The sequence below is a fragment of the Pseudomonas sp. HY2-MNA-CIBAN-0224 genome, assembly GCF_040310285.1.
Classification (GTDB): Bacteria; Pseudomonadota; Gammaproteobacteria; order Pseudomonadales; family Pseudomonadaceae; genus Aquipseudomonas; species Aquipseudomonas helleri.
Genome location: NZ_JBEOPQ010000025.1, coordinates 1 through 14,281 on the forward strand (window position 1 = coordinate 1; position 14,281 = coordinate 14,281).

The 14,281-nt window shown below is 54.0% G+C and carries 19 protein-coding genes, 1 tRNA gene and 2 pseudogenes; 17 read left to right on the plus strand and 5 right to left on the minus strand.

Annotation, left to right across the window (positions count from 1 at the left end; genetic code table 11):
- From AAEZ03_RS13295 to AAEZ03_RS13340, 9 genes and pseudogenes are all read left to right on the plus strand, one after another.
- Positions 1–540 (plus strand): RHS repeat-associated core domain-containing protein (locus AAEZ03_RS13295; protein ID WP_350579236.1); only part of this gene is annotated, 540 nt, incomplete at its 5' end.
- A complete protein-coding gene (locus tag AAEZ03_RS13300; RefSeq protein WP_350579239.1) occupies positions 537–926 on the plus strand; it encodes a hypothetical protein in 390 nt (129 codons plus the stop codon). The genes AAEZ03_RS13295 and AAEZ03_RS13300, both read left to right, overlap by 4 nt.
- Before the next feature lie 16 nt (positions 927–942).
- A pseudogene (locus AAEZ03_RS13305) lies at positions 943–1,218 on the plus strand (PAAR domain-containing protein).
- A 538-nt stretch (positions 1,219–1,756) separates the two neighbouring features.
- The gene (locus tag AAEZ03_RS13315) at positions 1,757–2,461 is read left to right on the plus strand and encodes an RHS repeat domain-containing protein (protein ID WP_350579242.1); all 705 of its coding nucleotides are present in this window, start codon (positions 1,757–1,759) and stop codon (positions 2,459–2,461) included.
- The gene (locus tag AAEZ03_RS13320; protein ID WP_350579245.1) at positions 2,461–2,826 is read left to right on the plus strand and encodes a hypothetical protein; all 366 of its coding nucleotides are present in this window, start codon (positions 2,461–2,463) and stop codon (positions 2,824–2,826) included. The genes AAEZ03_RS13315 and AAEZ03_RS13320 overlap by 1 nt, the downstream gene beginning before the upstream one ends.
- A gap of 10 nt (positions 2,827–2,836) precedes the next feature.
- Positions 2,837–3,124: pseudogene (locus tag AAEZ03_RS13325) on the plus strand (PAAR domain-containing protein).
- Between the two features lie 57 nt (positions 3,125–3,181).
- Entirely contained in the window at positions 3,182–4,222 is a 1,041-nt protein-coding gene (locus AAEZ03_RS13330) for an RHS repeat-associated core domain-containing protein (protein ID WP_350579248.1), read from the plus strand.
- 214 nt (positions 4,223–4,436) lie between these two features.
- On the plus strand, positions 4,437–5,048 hold the full coding sequence (locus AAEZ03_RS13335; protein ID WP_350579251.1) for a hypothetical protein: 612 nt from the start codon (positions 4,437–4,439) through the stop codon (positions 5,046–5,048).
- Between the two features lie 691 nt (positions 5,049–5,739).
- Positions 5,740–5,925: a hypothetical protein gene (locus AAEZ03_RS13340; RefSeq protein ID WP_082148753.1), complete on the plus strand. Its 186-nt coding sequence runs from the start codon at positions 5,740–5,742 to the stop codon at positions 5,923–5,925.
- Positions 5,926–6,127: 202 nt separating this feature from the next.
- Here AAEZ03_RS13340 and AAEZ03_RS13345 read toward each other — a convergent pair.
- Positions 6,128–6,215: transfer RNA gene (locus tag AAEZ03_RS13345), tRNA-Ser, on the minus strand.
- Positions 6,216–6,337: 122 nt separating this feature from the next.
- Between AAEZ03_RS13345 and AAEZ03_RS13350 the strand changes: the two genes are divergently transcribed.
- The 7 genes from AAEZ03_RS13350 (at position 6,338) to AAEZ03_RS13380 (ending at position 9,752) form a co-directional block, all read left to right on the plus strand.
- Positions 6,338–7,009, plus strand: a complete 672-nt coding sequence (locus tag AAEZ03_RS13350; RefSeq protein WP_048371231.1) for a Bax inhibitor-1/YccA family protein — start codon at positions 6,338–6,340, stop codon at positions 7,007–7,009.
- A 109-nt stretch (positions 7,010–7,118) separates the two neighbouring features.
- On the plus strand, positions 7,119–7,511 hold the full coding sequence (gene tusD, locus AAEZ03_RS13355) for a sulfurtransferase complex subunit TusD (protein WP_048391103.1): 393 nt from the start codon (positions 7,119–7,121) through the stop codon (positions 7,509–7,511).
- Position 7,512: 1 nt separating this feature from the next.
- Positions 7,513–7,875 (plus strand): sulfurtransferase complex subunit TusC, encoded by a 363-nt coding sequence (gene tusC, locus AAEZ03_RS13360; protein WP_350579255.1) that lies wholly within the window; start codon positions 7,513–7,515, stop codon positions 7,873–7,875.
- Positions 7,875–8,174 carry a sulfurtransferase complex subunit TusB gene (gene tusB, locus AAEZ03_RS13365; protein WP_350579258.1) on the plus strand — a complete coding sequence of 100 codons (300 nt, stop codon included), beginning with the start codon at positions 7,875–7,877 and terminating at the stop codon, positions 8,172–8,174. Before tusC ends, tusB begins: the two co-directional genes overlap by 1 nt.
- Positions 8,171–8,506 (plus strand): TusE/DsrC/DsvC family sulfur relay protein, encoded by a 336-nt coding sequence (locus AAEZ03_RS13370; protein ID WP_048391108.1) that lies wholly within the window; start codon positions 8,171–8,173, stop codon positions 8,504–8,506. The genes tusB and AAEZ03_RS13370 overlap by 4 nt, the downstream gene beginning before the upstream one ends.
- Complete coding sequence (locus tag AAEZ03_RS13375; RefSeq protein ID WP_278939516.1) at positions 8,503–9,504, plus strand: glycosyl transferase family protein; 1,002 nt, start codon at positions 8,503–8,505, stop codon at positions 9,502–9,504. The genes AAEZ03_RS13370 and AAEZ03_RS13375 overlap by 4 nt, the downstream gene beginning before the upstream one ends.
- A gap of 20 nt (positions 9,505–9,524) precedes the next feature.
- The gene (locus tag AAEZ03_RS13380; RefSeq protein ID WP_016781468.1) at positions 9,525–9,752 is read left to right on the plus strand and encodes a YheU family protein; all 228 of its coding nucleotides are present in this window, start codon (positions 9,525–9,527) and stop codon (positions 9,750–9,752) included.
- Here AAEZ03_RS13380 and AAEZ03_RS13385 read toward each other — a convergent pair.
- Both AAEZ03_RS13385 and AAEZ03_RS13390 read right to left on the minus strand, forming a co-directional pair.
- Complete coding sequence (locus tag AAEZ03_RS13385; RefSeq protein ID WP_153336788.1) at positions 9,749–9,952, minus strand: carbon storage regulator; 204 nt, start codon at positions 9,950–9,952, stop codon at positions 9,749–9,751. The genes AAEZ03_RS13380 and AAEZ03_RS13385 overlap by 4 nt on opposite strands.
- 175 nt (positions 9,953–10,127) lie before the next feature.
- The gene (locus AAEZ03_RS13390) at positions 10,128–10,460 is read right to left on the minus strand and encodes a YnfA family protein (protein ID WP_048371244.1); all 333 of its coding nucleotides are present in this window, start codon (positions 10,458–10,460) and stop codon (positions 10,128–10,130) included.
- Between the two features lie 202 nt (positions 10,461–10,662).
- Between AAEZ03_RS13390 and AAEZ03_RS13395 the strand changes: the two genes are divergently transcribed.
- Entirely contained in the window at positions 10,663–10,815 is a 153-nt protein-coding gene (locus tag AAEZ03_RS13395) for a DUF3309 family protein (RefSeq protein ID WP_048371247.1), read from the plus strand.
- Positions 10,816–10,881: 66 nt separating this feature from the next.
- On the opposite strand, the gene AAEZ03_RS13400 is transcribed toward AAEZ03_RS13395, so the two are convergent.
- Together AAEZ03_RS13400 and speE are read right to left on the minus strand one after the other, a co-directional pair.
- Positions 10,882–12,963, minus strand: a complete 2,082-nt coding sequence (locus AAEZ03_RS13400) for an LTA synthase family protein (RefSeq protein ID WP_350579263.1) — start codon at positions 12,961–12,963, stop codon at positions 10,882–10,884.
- A 329-nt stretch (positions 12,964–13,292) separates the two neighbouring features.
- Positions 13,293–14,168 carry a polyamine aminopropyltransferase gene (gene speE, locus AAEZ03_RS13405; RefSeq protein WP_350579266.1) on the minus strand — a complete coding sequence of 292 codons (876 nt, stop codon included), beginning with the start codon at positions 14,166–14,168 and terminating at the stop codon, positions 13,293–13,295.
- Between the last annotated feature and the right edge of the window lie 113 nt (positions 14,169–14,281).

Here is a 14,281-nt window from a genome sequence, read left to right on the forward strand (position 1 = left end):
CAAGTCGGACGGTTTATCAGCAAGGATCCGATCGGGTTTGCGGGTGGGCTGAATGTCTATGCGTATGCGCCGAATCCGGTGGGGTGGGTTGATCCGCTGGGGTTGAGCTCATGCCCTTGCGAGCGTGACTGCGAAAAAATTCTTGCCGATGCTGGGCTGGATGTTGATACACACAGCAATCTGACAAAAAGAAACAAAGGCACACAATATGACTCTCATCACATTTACCAAGACAACACAGTCGCCTCTGTACCTGGCTACAACCGTAACTCAGCAATCGCCATTACACTTCAAGGAAGGAATGCAGACAGGACAACCCGAGGTTCACAGCATTACAACGCCTCTCAGGCTCAAAACAATAGTAGTTCTGGCGGTTTAGTTGGCTCTGAAACCGTAGTAGCTTTTAAAGCACTACGTTCTGCTGGAATTGGCAGCCATGAATCAAAATGCGCAGTCTTGAAGGCTCGCGGCTACTTAGGTGGACTTGGAGCAAGCGCAGGGACAACAACCAACCTTCCCAAAAACAGAAGAGGCCGATGACAATGCTCATAAATAGAGAAATTTTATTCGAATTATCCTATAACAGGATCGAAGACTTCATAGACATGTTCAACAAAAAAAATCTTGCCGGACTTGAAGACCAATTCGGTATGAGCCCAGCAATATACAATGAAGCGCGCGAGTACATGGACGATTATTTCGACACTAAAAACTATCAATTAAAGACACCACCAAAAAAAGAGAGGTCGGCCCACCTCCTAGAAGAAAAAATTTTTGATATCTATGGAGTCGATGAAGACACAGACTGCTGGAGAATATACTGCAAACTATTTAGCGAAAGTGGCGAAGAGGAAATTTCAGCTAATTTCGACCTGATTCACGACAGAGAAAATTTTAAACTTATATATTTATATACTGCTTCATAACAAGTTGAGTGTAGAAATGAAAAATATAGCTCGTCTTTACGACAGCACCGACCACTGTGGAGCTGTCATCAAATCCATCCCCCCCTATCTCAACGGCAAACCAATGGCGGGTAATCGCAAGCTAGTGATGTGCACCTTATGTAAGGGGCCTTTCCCTATTGTCTAGGGCAACAGCACCTATTCCGTCAACGGAGTTCCTGTCGCTTTAGACGGCATGAAAACCGTCTGCGGTGTCAGCCTGATCGCCACAGGCTTTCGCGCATTGGTTCATCGTTCTTTAACAGCCCAATAACATTGACCCAGCGCTACCAATGCCGATGGTGTACGTACTTACGACCTGCTCGACCCCAAGGCTCCGCGCCGGCCCATCCACCACCCGCCGCCCAAGCTTCTCGACAACCTGCTGCGCGACTACGTCGGCCAGCACTACACCTACGACGCCCGCGGCAACCTGCTTGAACGCCTCGACAACGGCAAAAAAGCCCGTTTCACCTGGGACCTCTACGACCGCCTGACCCGCTACGAAGACGATCGTCTGACCGCCGACTTCGCCTACGACGCACTGGGGCGACGGGTAGCCAAATACTCCAAAGCCCACTGCCAGCCCAGCGCCGGCCCGGCCCGGCCCGGCGTGGATCGAGCAGCAACAGCGCACACTCAACGCCCAATACGACTGCGGCCAAAACATCTACGGCTGGGACGGCGACACCCTCGCTTATGAAACACGCTACAGCGACAACCCTGGCGAACGACGCCTGATCCACTACTTCTACGAACCGGGCAGCTTCACCCCCGTCGCCCAAACCGTCGAAAACCGCAGCCTGTCGCTAGTGCGCGAGCCAAGCCATGAAAACGGCTACCACATCGACCGCGACCCGCTGTGGCAACACCAACCCGTGGCGAAACCGTTCAACGCCATGGCCTGGTACCAATGCGACCACCTCGGCACGCCCATGGAACTCACCGACCAACGCGGTGAGATTGCCTGGAGTGCGACGTATCAAGCGTGGGGGTTGGCCAAAGAAAAGCGTACCGACAGCGCAATACGCGAAAACATCCGCAACCCGCTGCGCTTTCAAGGGCAGTACTTCGACACCGAAACCGGGCTGCACTACAACCGCTATCGGTACTATGATCCGCAGGTCGGACGGTTTATCAGCAAGGATCCGATCGGTTTTGCGGGTGGGCTGAATGTCTATGCGTATGCGCCGAATCCAGTGGGGTGGGTTGATCCGTTTGGGCTAGAAAGTGTTGATACTCTTAAACCCGGTCCATTTGCAGTAGAGTCCATTCCCGCGCATCGAGGCCGACCGACATCAGAGGAACAAAGACAAGTCAACGGACTTATGAAAAAGTACGGATGCCACACATGTGGAACTTCCTCTACTGGCACAAAAAGTGGGAACGCAATAGCCGATCATCAGCCGCCGCAGGCACTGGGAGAGCCAGAAATATTCCTCCCTCATTGCAACACGTGCAAGGCGAGGCAAGGCGGTCAAGCTCTTCAAGAAAAGCGCAGAAGGAGCAAAGGATAATGACAACCACAATATGCTCACTAACTCATCCAGTGATATTTATCTTTGATCACTCCGGTGAAGAGGTTGAAATTCCCGATTATGACGAATCCGCCGGAGTAAGTACTACCTCATCATGCATATCGATTGGAGCCATTGCTGACGTTGACGGGGATATCACTATTTCATTAATAAATGAATACCCAAAAACACCAAACATCGAAATTTGCGATCAAGTTGTGGCCACACCCAACAACACAATTTCAGTTGTAACGACCGACGACACGAAACTTCTTGAGACAAATACAAACAATAAAGAGGCACGCGTTCGAGTCCTCGTCAACAATAGAAATCATCCAGAGAATATCACCATTGTTATCACATGAAATTTAATAGATGGATACTCATGCCCTAGTATTCAGCCCCGGCGGCATCACCCACGACAGCGGAGTCGTCATTGAATCCATGCCCCACACCAAACTTAACGGTAAGTTGATGGCGGGTAAAAACAGCCTGGTGATGTGCCCCCTGATGTAAGGGGCCTTTCCCTATTGTCAGGGCAGCAGCACCTATTCCGTCAACGGAGTTCCTGTCGCTTTGGACGGCATGAAAACCGTCTGCGGTGTCAGCCTGATCGCCACAGGCTTTCGCGCATTGGTTCATCGTTCTTTAACAGCCCAATAACATTGACCCAGCGCTACCAATGCCTATGGTGTACGTACTTGCGACCTGCCCGGCCGTTTGCTCAGCGCCACCACCCTAAAGGACGAAGAAACCTTCGCCTTCGACCCGGCCAGCAACCTGCTCGACCCCAAGGCTCCGCGCCGGCCCATCCACCACCCGCCGCCCAAGCTCCTCGACAACCTGCTGCGCGATTACGTCGGCCAGCACTACACCTACGACGCCCGCGGCAACCTGCTTGAACGCCTCGACAAAGGCAAAAAAGCCCTTTTCACCTGGGACCTCTACGACCGCCTAACCCGCTACGAAGACGACCGCCTCACCGCCGACTTCGCCTACGACGCACTGGGGAGACGGGTAGCCAAATACTCCAAAGCCCACTGCCCGCCCAGCCCCGGCGCCGGCCCGGCGTGGATCGAGCAACAGCAGCACACGCTCAACGCCCAATACGACTGCGGCCAAAACATCTACGGCTGGGACGGCGACACCCTCGCCTATGAAACGCGCTACAGCGACAACCCCGGCGAACGACGTCTGATCCACTACTTCTACGAACCGGGCAGCTTCATCCCCGTCGCCCAAACCGTCGAAAACCGCAACCTGTCGCTAGTGCGCGAGCCAAGCCATGAAAACGGCTACCACATCGACCGCGACCCGCTGTGGCAACACCAACCCGTGGCGAAACCGTTCAACGCCATGGCCTGGTACCAATGCGACCACCTCGGCACGCCCATGGAACTCACCGACCAACGCGGTGAGATTGCCTGGAGTGCGACATATCAAGCGTGGGGGCTAGCCAAGGAAAAGCGTACCGACAGCGCAATACGCGAAAACATCCGCAACCCGCTGCGCTTTCAAGGGCAGTACTTCGACACCGAAACCGGGCTGCACTACAACCGCTATCGGTACTATGATCCGCAAGTCGGACGGTTTATCAGCAAGGATCCGATCGGTTTTGCGGGCGGGCTGAATGTCTATGCGTATGCGCCGAATCCGGTGGGGTGGGTTGATCCGTTTGGGTTGGCTAAACGCGGCCCGGTACCTGGTGGTCAAGGACCACACAATGAAGTTATCGCCCAATGGGGGCGTGAGGCCACCTAGGCCGGAGGTACAGTGCAATCTGGAGGTGGAGTCAAAAGGGAAACTCTTATTTCAACACCTGGCGGCCAAAAACAGGGTCGTCGGCCAGATATTATTATTGAACTAGAGGATGGAAAAAAAGTTTACGGAAATGTTAGGAGAACCAAGACTGATGAAACTCCAGTATTTCGCGAGCTAAGCGCCATGAACGACTTAGAAACCAAGACTATCGGCAATGATATTCCTGACGATGTACAGTTTAGAGCTTACTGCCCTTGCACCCCAAAGAGAGCAAAATAGAATGGACATCAATATATTCACGACAATCGAAGAATTTATATTTACAAACCTCAAACTTATTAAAAACACCAAGTGCAATTTATACAGATCCGAGAGTTACGAACACCCATACAATCTAATGGATGGCAATGACCCGATCTCTTGGAGCTGTAGTGAGTCAAGATCATTATCTCTACTCATTGGAAAAGCTGAGGACGAGCATAAAATTTTAAAAGACAAACAAATTAACATCCCAAGAACTTGTCGTGTTGGCTTTGTAGACATTAGATACGGAGGAGAAGATGAGCATGCCATAGGAGCTTCCCATTATGGAGCGGACACATCCACCACTGCGAAGTTTATTAATAGAGAGCTAAAGAAAATCCTTAAAGAATTTGCCCACAAGGGAGTCATTGATTGCGCTGACAACGAAATAAAATCGTTTTTCTGGACTGACGCAGCATTAGCCACTGAAAAGAATTGGCATCGTTTTCTAAGTCGAGGAGCTAAGAAATATACAAATATGAATATGGGGTATAGGCCACTCCGAATAAACCAACAGGAATGAGGCAAATCATTAGACCTAGGTCAAGACATAAGCTCGTTGATCGGATCCATCCCATACATCAATCCGAATAGCGGGCATGGGCAATGCAACGGTACGTCCTTTATGCAAAGGCGTCTCTCGATGTTAATAGCAGCGCCTATTCCGTCAGCAGTGCTCCGCAGCACAAATATCGCCTGCGATGCGATCCTTGACCACAAGCGGCTCACACACGCCAACTCACCGCTGTTCACTTAAACCTCCGCTCTTTAACAAACTTAATACTCCAAAGCTCACTGCCGGCGCCGGCCCGGCGTGGATCGAGCAGCAACAACGCACGCTCAACACCCAATACGACTGTGGCCGAAACATCTACGGCTGGGACGGCGAACTTGGCCTATGAAAGCCGCAACGGCGAACCCACTTTGCGACAACGCAAAAAAAAGTGTTTTCCACTGTAGACGGCTATAGCCCCACACTTGACGAGGCTGCACATCGAAAAGAGGGCTTTGGCCAATTAGTCAGCGTTCTTGCTCAATAGGCTCTATCAAAGAAGCTAAATGATTAGGTAAACACAATCACCGGATCTGACCATGCAGGAAGAGAACTGGCTCTACACTTTAGGCAATGCCACTTGCTTGCTTGGAACTGATTTCTGAGCAGGATCAAAGAGCAGCAACTCTGGGGATGTTCTTTCTGGCTTAAGGTGTGAATTATGTCGATTTCAACTGGCATTGCGCGGAAGCTGTGTGGCGTCTTCTCTTTCAAACGAATCACTGCGACTCGGCGGCTCAGTCGCGATGAAGCCAGCCTGATTGAGCACTACCGCATGCTTTCTGAGTCAGACCGCATTGCGATGCGCTACCTGTGTACTTCACTTAAAGAAATATCTCGCTTCTGAAGCTCGGTGATGCCCTGGACTGCTGGGCTACAGACATAGAGACATCGAACGAGATTGTGGGGGTGGCGAGAAATCGCAACGAGAAGGAGGCTGACTTTAAGGCACCTCTGATTGGGTAAACGATGGCCGCCCTACAGTCCCATTTCCCAACCCCCAGAAACGACAAAGCCCGCCAAAAGGCGGGCTCTGCGGTGTAGCAATATGGCGGAGGCGTAGAGATTCGAACTCTAGGACCTGTTACAGTCGACGGTTTTCAAGACCGTTGCCTTAAACCACTCGGCCACACCTCCTATGTTGTTGCGGGCGCCATAATACCTGAATGAAACACGTTGTCAAACTCTCTTGATCGCTTGTTTCAGAGCCTCTGCTATGATCTTTGCTACTTAACATTTCAAACCACAGGAGTATCGCCATGCGCGAACAGGATTACGCCGTTAATAACAGCGTGCAGGCTGAGCAGCTAGAGGTTAGCCGCGTCCTGCGCAACACTTACGGTTTACTGGCTTTGACGCTCGCTTTCAGCGGCGTGATGGCTTATGTCGCTCAACAGATGCGGGTCGGTTACCCGAATATTTTCGTGGTGCTGATCGGTTTCTACGGGCTGTTTTTCTTGACCAACAAGCTGCGTGATTCGGCTTGGGGCCTGGTGTCTACGTTTGCCTTAACCGGTTTCATGGGCTTTTTGTTGGGCCCAATCCTCAACCGTTACTTGGGCATGCAGGGCGGCGCTGAGGTTGTCAGCTCGGCATTTGCCATGACCGCGCTGGTGTTTGGCGGCCTTTCTGCTTATGTACTGATCACTCGCAAGGACATGAGCTTCCTGGGCGGCTTTATCACCGCAGGCTTCTTTGTCCTGCTGGGCGCCGTAGTTGCCAGCTTCTTCTTCCAGGTCAGCGGCCTGCAACTGGCTATCAGCGCAGGTTTTGTGCTGTTTTCTTCGGTCTGCATCTTGTTCCAGACCAGCGCCATCATTCATGGCGGCGAGCGTAACTACATCATGGCGACCATCAGCCTGTATGTTTCGATCTACAACCTGTTTATCAGCCTGCTGCAAATTTTCGGCATCATGAGCAGCGACGACTGATTGATAGCGCAACACGAAAGCCCGCTTCGGCGGGCTTTTTGTTGCCCGTTGCAAGCATCTTTGAGCATCTGCCTTTATCATTGCCGCAGATTTGCTGACAGAGCTCACCATGAAATTTGCCATTGCCCTTTATTCAGCAGCCCATGCGCCCTCTTCTCGCCGCGCCCTGCGTTTTGCCGAGGCAGCGCTGGCAAGCGGTCACGAGATCGTGCGGCTGTTCTTCTATCAAGACGGTGTGCACAGCGCCTCGAGCAATGTGGTCACACCGCAAGACGAGCAAGATATCGCGCAGCAGTGGGCCGCGTTCGTCAGCCAACATCAGTTGGACGGCGTGGTGTGTATTGCCGCAGCCCTGCGCCGCGGTGTATTGAATGAAGATGAAGCAGCGCGCTATGAGCGCCCGGCGGTCAACCTGCAAGCGCCATGGGAGTTGTCTGGCCTGGGCCAGTTACACGACGCGATTCAATCGGCTGATCGACTGATCTGCTTCGGAGGGCCTTGATATGGCTAAGTCGCTGTTGATTATCAGCCGCCAGGCGCCCTGGTCGGGCCCAGGCGCCAAAGAGGCACTGGATCTTGTGCTGGCTGGGGGCGCGTTCGATTTGCCGATTGCGCTGATGTTTATGGACGACGGGGTATTCCAGCTCGTTCCCGGACAAAACGCGGCCGCGCTGCAACAAAAAAACCTTCAGGCCAATCTGCAAGCCCTGTCACTGTTCGGGATTGATGACGTGTTTGCCTGCGGCCACAGCTTGAGCGAGCGCGGCATTTCGCCCACACATCTGGCAGTCGACGATGTACACGCCCTGTCAACCGATGAAGTACGCGCCCTTATTGACCGTTTTGACCAAGTGATAACCCTCTGATGACGACCCTACACGTCCTGAGCCACTCGCCCTTTTCAGACACACGTTTAAGCAGCTGCTTACGCGTTCTGGGCACCGATGACGCGCTGTTGCTGACAGGTGATGCGGTCTACGCTTTACAACCTCAAAGCAGCCCTCTGAAGGCCCTGGAAGGAAAAAACTCCACGCTTAAGCTTTTTGTCCTCGAAGAAGACCTGCTCGCACGCCACATCGATTGCCCGCAGTGGGCGACAGCGTTGGATTACCCGGCCTTCGTCGAGCTGTCGATTCACTATGACAAGGTCAACAGCTGGCTATGAGCACCCTCCTTCTCAACGGCAAACATATCGCGCTGGATAAAGACGGCTATTTGCTCGACCTTAACGATTGGTCTGCCGAGGTCGCCCATGCACTGGCGGCCGAGGCGCAGATCGAGTTGAGCCCCGAGCACTGGGAGATCCTTGAGCTGTTGCGCAGCTTCTATCAGGAGTTCGAGCTGTCACCCGCGACACGCCCGCTGATCAAGTACACCGCGCTCAAGCTGGGCCCTGAAAAAGGCAACAGCTTGCACCTCAACCGCCTGTTTAATGGCACACCGGCCAAGCTCGCTGCCAAGCTGGCGGGCCTGCCAAAACCGACTAATTGCCTATGAATACGCCTGCTGCGCTGACATTAGAAACCCCGGCCGAACACCCTTTCGCGCCATTTGTGCGCATTCTGGGCAAAGGTAAACGCGGCGCCCGCAACTTGACCCGCGAAGAAGCGCGCGAGGCAATGGGCATGCTCCTTGACGAAAAAGTCGAAGACACGCAATTGGGTGCCTTCCTGATGTTGCTGCGTCACAAGGAAGAAAGCCCCGAGGAATTGGCCGGCTTTACCGAAGCCTTGCGTGAGCGTTTGACAGCGCCAGCAATCAACGTTGATATCGACTGGCCGACTTATGCGGGCAAGAAGCGTCACCTGCCCTGGTACCTGCTGGCTGCCAAATGCCTGGCGCAAAACGGTGTGCGGATTGTGATGCACGGCGGCGGCGCTCATACCGCAGGGCGACTGTACAGTGAACAACTGCTGGACGAGTTGTCTATTCCGCTGTGCCGCGACTGGCAAAGCGTTGAAACTGCGCTCGACACCCAGCATCTGGCCTTTATGCCATTGCAGGACTGGGCGCCGCAGTTGCAGCGCATGATCGATCTGCGCAACACCTTGGGTTTGCGCTCGCCCATTCACTCACTGGCGCGCATTTTGAACCCGCTGGGCGCCCGCTGCGGCCTGCAAAGCATTTTCCATCCGGGCTACCAAAGCGTGCACCGCGAAGCCAGCAGCTTGCTGGGTGACACCAGCATCGTGATCAAAGGCGACGGTGGTGAAATCGAGGTCAACCCGGACACCATCAGCCATTTGTACGGCACCACGGCGGGCGTCAATTGGGATGAAGAGTGGCCAGCACTGTCAGCTCGACGCCACGTGAAACCGGCCTCACTTGAGCCGGGGCAGCTCAAGGCACTGTGGCGGGGCGAGATCGAAGACAGTTACCCGCAACTGGCCCTGCTCTCGACCATGGCCCTGGCCCTTCGCGGGCTGGGCACACCGCGAGAACAAGCATTCGAGTTGGCGCAGGGTTATTGGGATAACCGCGACAAATCGATTTAACTTATTTGCGAGACCGCCTCATGCTAATTCCTTACGACCAGCTTGAACCTGACACCCTCACCCGCCTGATTGAAGACTTCGTCAGCCGCGACGGTACCGACAACGGTGATGACACCCCTCAAGAGACACGTGTCCTGCGGGTGCGTCACGCCTTAAGCAAAGGGCAAGCCGTGATCTTCTTTGATCTGGAAAGCCAGCAATGCCAGTTGATGCCCAAACATGCCGTGCCCAAAGAGTTCTTTGATTAACGCTTGCTCAACGGCTCAATGGTCAAATGCCCGGGGCCCTGATTTTTGATCCGGTCGTAGATTTCGCCCCGGTGAACGCTGACGCTCCTCGGGGCATCCACCCCTAGGCGCACATGGCTGCCATTGATGGCAATGACATGGACGATAATGTCTTCGCCAATCGAGAAGCGTTCACCGCTGACGCGTTTTAGAATCTGCATGGCTCTTATCCTTAAAGGTGTCTGGCCACGAAGACTGAACCGCGTCATTCGGTACTTCAATCCTTACACAGCAATTCAGCTTGGGCTTACTCCTATCTGGATTAAGGCCTACACCTCACAGATAAAAGTCCTACGCTACAGCTGTTGAATATTCCTCATCAGTAGGGGTATTGGCTTAGGGTGCCGAAAAACGTGGGCCCAACAGAATGATCGTTGCCCCTATCACGCACAGCACCAGTCCGATCCAGTCAGAGCCCAATGGCCGGACTCGCTCCACCACCGCCAACCAGGCAATAGACGTCACGATGTAGATCCCGCCATACGCGGCATAAGCCCGGCCCGCATATGCCGCTTCGACCTTGGTCAAGAGCAGGGCAAAAACAGCCAGGCTCAACACTGCCGGCACGACCCACACCACACTCTTGCCTTGACGCAGCCACATCCAGAATCCGTAGCAGCCTGCGATTTCAAACAACGCGGCCAAAAAAAACCAAACGTAATTAAGCATGAATACTTCCTTCCTTAGGCAGCGCGCCACCCTACTCGCGCCCCATCAGCCAGGCAATAGCCAACCTTTAGCACGCGTCACAGAATAAAAAGTTGAATTATTTTCGCGCCCGGCAAGTCGGACTTATTAAGAGCGTACGTAGCAGTGGTTTCAACGCCACTGAACGCCGTCCTTACTGACAATAATCAATGAGGAAATAGTCATGACCCTGATACTTCTGATCATCCTGATCTTGCTGCTGGTGGGCGGGCTGCCAGTTTTCCCTCACTCCCGAAACTGGGGCTACGGCCCGTCCGGTATTATCGGCACCGTACTGGTCGTACTGCTGATACTGCTCTTGCTCGGCAAAATATAGCGCCGTAGTCACGGCATTACGCGCAAAAAAAAGAGGCCCTGAGGCCTCTTCTTTTTTCACGCTGGTTTACTTCGGATCCACGACACCCGCAGTGTTATCCAACAAGCTTTTGGTTGCTGTCTGCAAGAAGGATTCAAGCTTCTTCTTCAGTTCAGCTTCGTCTGGCGAGTCAGTCACTACTTTGGCTTGCGGGTTCGGGCCCAAGTTGTATTGCCATACCTTGGCAGGCATGTCTTTAGGCTGAACCAGCAGATGATCGCCGCTGATGATGGCCACGGTCTGATCGTTGCCAGATGGCTTGATCACACCTGAACCCTTGTCACCTTCCGGCAGGTTCAGCAGGTCACGGCCCCAGCATTGCTGACGGAACTCACCACCCAGACGACCCATGATGGTCGGTACGATGTCGATCTGCGTACCCACGGTATCAACCCGCGCGCCAAACTTTTCCTGGATGCCCGGCCCGATCAACAGCAATGGAACGTTAAAGCGCCCAAGGTCCATCTCGGAGATCTGCTGCTCGTTACCAAAACCGTGGTCACCCACGATCACAAACAAGGTTTCCTTGAAGTACGGCTCTTTACGCGCCTTTTCAAAGAATTGACCCAGCGCCCAGTCCGAATAGCGCATGGCGGTCAAATGCTCGTTCAACGAACCACGGTCGGTCACCCGCTCAACCGGCAGTGGCGTCGGCAAGGCATACGGCGTGTGGTTGGACAGGGTTTGCAGCAAGGCATAGAACGGCTCTTTGCCTTCACGCTTTTTCAGCTCTTCCAGGCCGCGGTTGAACATGTCCTGGTCGGACACGCCCCACGTAGGATCAGAGAACACCGGGTTCACGAAATCATTACGGCCAACGAACGTGGTCATGCCTTGGTTGCTGAAGAAACCAGACTGGTTGTCCCAGGCAAAATCACCGTTGTACACATACACATCATCGTATTTACGGGCGCTCAGCAGCTCCGGCAGACCGGACAGCTTGTGGCTGCCTTCCGGGGTCTGCATCAGGTATTCAAAACCTGGCAGGTTCGGGAAGCACGCCATGGTGGCGAACATGCCCTGATGCGTGTGCGTACCGTTGGAGAAGAAGCGCTCAAACAGCAGGCCTTCTTTGGCCAGGTTGTCGAAGTAAGGCGTGACGTTGCCTGGACGCCCCAGCGCACCCACCGAGTGGCCAGCGAAGCTTTCCATCAAGATGACGACAACGTTCTTGATCGGCAGGGTTTTTTCTTCTGGTGGCGTGGTATCACGGCGCACAGGCGCGGTGTCCGCATCGACCAGCTTGTCGTTCGGGGTCAGCAGCATGTCGCGCACGGTCTGCTGAGCCTCAGGCTGCGGCAGGTTGGCTTTCCAGATATTGCTGCGCTCATCAGAGAAGCGGCTCTGCGCCGCTGAAATCAGCGACAAGGAACCATTGAGCCCTAGCTGGTTAGCGAAGTTGGAATCCGTCGTGTAGGCATCACCCCAGCGCAGTGGAGGACCTTGGCGCAGTGTGCCGCGAGCAGCGACCACACACACCACCAGAATCACCATGAACACGGCAATGCGCGCATACCATGGCGCGACGGCGCGTTGAGTACCAGCGCCAGCAGCCGATGTCGCACGGGTGCGGGTTAGGCGGTCTGAACCTTTAAATGCAAAGTACAGGATCACCGTCCCGACGGCCCAGGCCAGCAGGTAACGCACCACCGGGAAACCGTACCAGAGCATGCTCATGACGGTTTTCGGGTCTTCCTTCACGTATTGGAAGACCAGACCGTTGAGGCGCTGGTGGAATTCACGGTAGAAGTCCATCTCCATCAGGCCCAGGAACAGCGCCAGGCTGGAGGCGGCAGTCAGCCAGAAACGCATGGTGCCGCGCAGTCGCATCGCATGCGCACTGAGCAATGACAGCAACAAAGGAATGCTGAGATAAACCACGATGCGCAGGTCAAAGCGCAGACCATTGAAAAAGGCTTCGAGGAACGTTGAGGCCGGGGTATCCAGGATCATTTCCCGGTTGTAAACCAGCAATGCCACCCGCAACAGGGTAAACATCAGCATCATGATCAAGGCGCTGAGCAGCGTAAACGCCAGATGCGATTTGACGGTCGGTTGCAACATTCGCTGGGCAGCGTTCTGTTGTTTTAAGGCGTCCGGGTTTGCCATGTCGTTTTAGGACCCAATTGATTCAAGTTGAAGTGGCTTTTCTGTGCACGGCCAGCACCTGCGCCTATAGGGCACACGTGCAGGGAGGTCATGCGCGGGCGGGCAAATGTTGCACGATCACCGGTGATTTACCACTGATACTGCACCCTTTAATGCACAGGGTTTGGCTCGACACCTGAACTGGACATCCAGGTGAATGGCTTCTGAGAAGCAGCCGAGCCGAAATTTTGCACGCAAATTGTCATGGACGGCACGTGAAAATTTTGTGCAAAAGCATAATTTGAAACATAAGAAAGGGCCTTTCGGCCCTTTCTGTAACTCACTGCGCGTTAAACGTTGCCTGGCTTGTTAATCGCCTGCAAAACGTATTGCGGCAAGGCAAACGAACCTTGGTGAACTTCAGGGTTGTAATAGCGAGTAACAATGCCACTGCCAATAAAGCGCTGACGCAGCGTCTCCAGCGGCAACTTGCGGTAGTCGCTTTTGGTTGAGCCCCAGGCAAAGGTCATCGAACCGCCGATGTAAGTCGGCACGGCCGCTTGATAGAAGTGCCAATCGGCGAACAAACCACGCATGCGCTCTGCGGTGGTTTTAACTTCTTGCAGTTGCATGAACGGCGTGCCGTTTTGCGTCACAAGCACACCACCTTCATTCAGGCAGCGATGGCAGGCTTGATAGAAGTTTTCAGAGAACAACACTTCACCCGGGCCGATCGGGTCGGTGGAGTCAGAAATGATCACATCGAACTTTTCTTCAGTGGTTGCCACAAAGCGCATGCCGTCATCGATCACCAGATTCAGGCGCGGATCGTCGTAGGCCCCTTTGGAGTGGTTCGGCAAAAACTCTTTGCACATTTCAACCACGGTGCCGTCGATCTCGACCATGGTGATGTGCTCAATGCCCACGTGCTTGGTCACTTCGCGCAGCATGCCACCGTCGCCGCCGCCAATGATCAGCACGCGCTTGACCGTGCCGTGCGCCAGAATCGGCACATGAGTCAGCATCTCGTGGTAGATGAACTCATCCTTTTCCGTGGTCTGAATCACGCCATCCAATGCCATGACCCGGCCCATCACCGGGTTTTCGAAAATCACCAGGCGCTGGTGGTCAGTGCGCACTTCGTGCAGCAGCTTGTCCATACGAAAACGCTGACCATAACCCTCGTAGAGGGTTTCGAGATAGTCGGTGCTAAGTACTTCAGTCATGGGAAGTCCCTTTGAATGCAGATGGCAACGGACGGTCACCCGCCCATGATCGGCAGCTTGAGCGTTTACCACTGTTGCGGTACACGCGTTCAACTGCCCAAGAAAGGCGCGCA

What these genes read in the sequence shown, in the direction of transcription:
- AAEZ03_RS13390 (WP_048371244.1), bottom strand. Translation starts at nt 10,460, where the DNA reads ATGCTTAATTACGTTTGGTTTTTTTTGGCCGCGTTGTTTGAAATCGCA.
- AAEZ03_RS13380 (WP_016781468.1), top strand. Translation starts at nt 9,525, where the DNA reads ATGCTAATTCCTTACGACCAGCTTGAACCTGACACCCTCACCCGCCTG.
- AAEZ03_RS13375 (WP_278939516.1), top strand. Translation starts at nt 8,503, where the DNA reads ATGAATACGCCTGCTGCGCTGACATTAGAAACCCCGGCCGAACACCCT.
- tusC (WP_350579255.1), top strand. Translation starts at nt 7,513, where the DNA reads ATGGCTAAGTCGCTGTTGATTATCAGCCGCCAGGCGCCCTGGTCGGGC.
- AAEZ03_RS13400 (WP_350579263.1), bottom strand. Translation starts at nt 12,963, where the DNA reads ATGGCAAACCCGGACGCCTTAAAACAACAGAACGCTGCCCAGCGAATG.
- speE (WP_350579266.1), bottom strand. Translation starts at nt 14,168, where the DNA reads ATGACTGAAGTACTTAGCACCGACTATCTCGAAACCCTCTACGAGGGT.
- AAEZ03_RS13320 (WP_350579245.1), top strand. Translation starts at nt 2,461, where the DNA reads ATGACAACCACAATATGCTCACTAACTCATCCAGTGATATTTATCTTT.
- AAEZ03_RS13340 (WP_082148753.1), top strand. Translation starts at nt 5,740, where the DNA reads ATGTCGATTTCAACTGGCATTGCGCGGAAGCTGTGTGGCGTCTTCTCT.
- tusD (WP_048391103.1), top strand. Translation starts at nt 7,119, where the DNA reads ATGAAATTTGCCATTGCCCTTTATTCAGCAGCCCATGCGCCCTCTTCT.
- AAEZ03_RS13370 (WP_048391108.1), top strand. Translation starts at nt 8,171, where the DNA reads ATGAGCACCCTCCTTCTCAACGGCAAACATATCGCGCTGGATAAAGAC.
- AAEZ03_RS13300 (WP_350579239.1), top strand. Translation starts at nt 537, where the DNA reads ATGACAATGCTCATAAATAGAGAAATTTTATTCGAATTATCCTATAAC.
- tusB (WP_350579258.1), top strand. Translation starts at nt 7,875, where the DNA reads ATGACGACCCTACACGTCCTGAGCCACTCGCCCTTTTCAGACACACGT.
- AAEZ03_RS13385 (WP_153336788.1), bottom strand. Translation starts at nt 9,952, where the DNA reads ATGCAGATTCTAAAACGCGTCAGCGGTGAACGCTTCTCGATTGGCGAA.
- AAEZ03_RS13350 (WP_048371231.1), top strand. Translation starts at nt 6,338, where the DNA reads ATGCGCGAACAGGATTACGCCGTTAATAACAGCGTGCAGGCTGAGCAG.
- AAEZ03_RS13395 (WP_048371247.1), top strand. Translation starts at nt 10,663, where the DNA reads ATGACCCTGATACTTCTGATCATCCTGATCTTGCTGCTGGTGGGCGGG.
- AAEZ03_RS13335 (WP_350579251.1), top strand. Translation starts at nt 4,437, where the DNA reads ATGATATTCCTGACGATGTACAGTTTAGAGCTTACTGCCCTTGCACCC.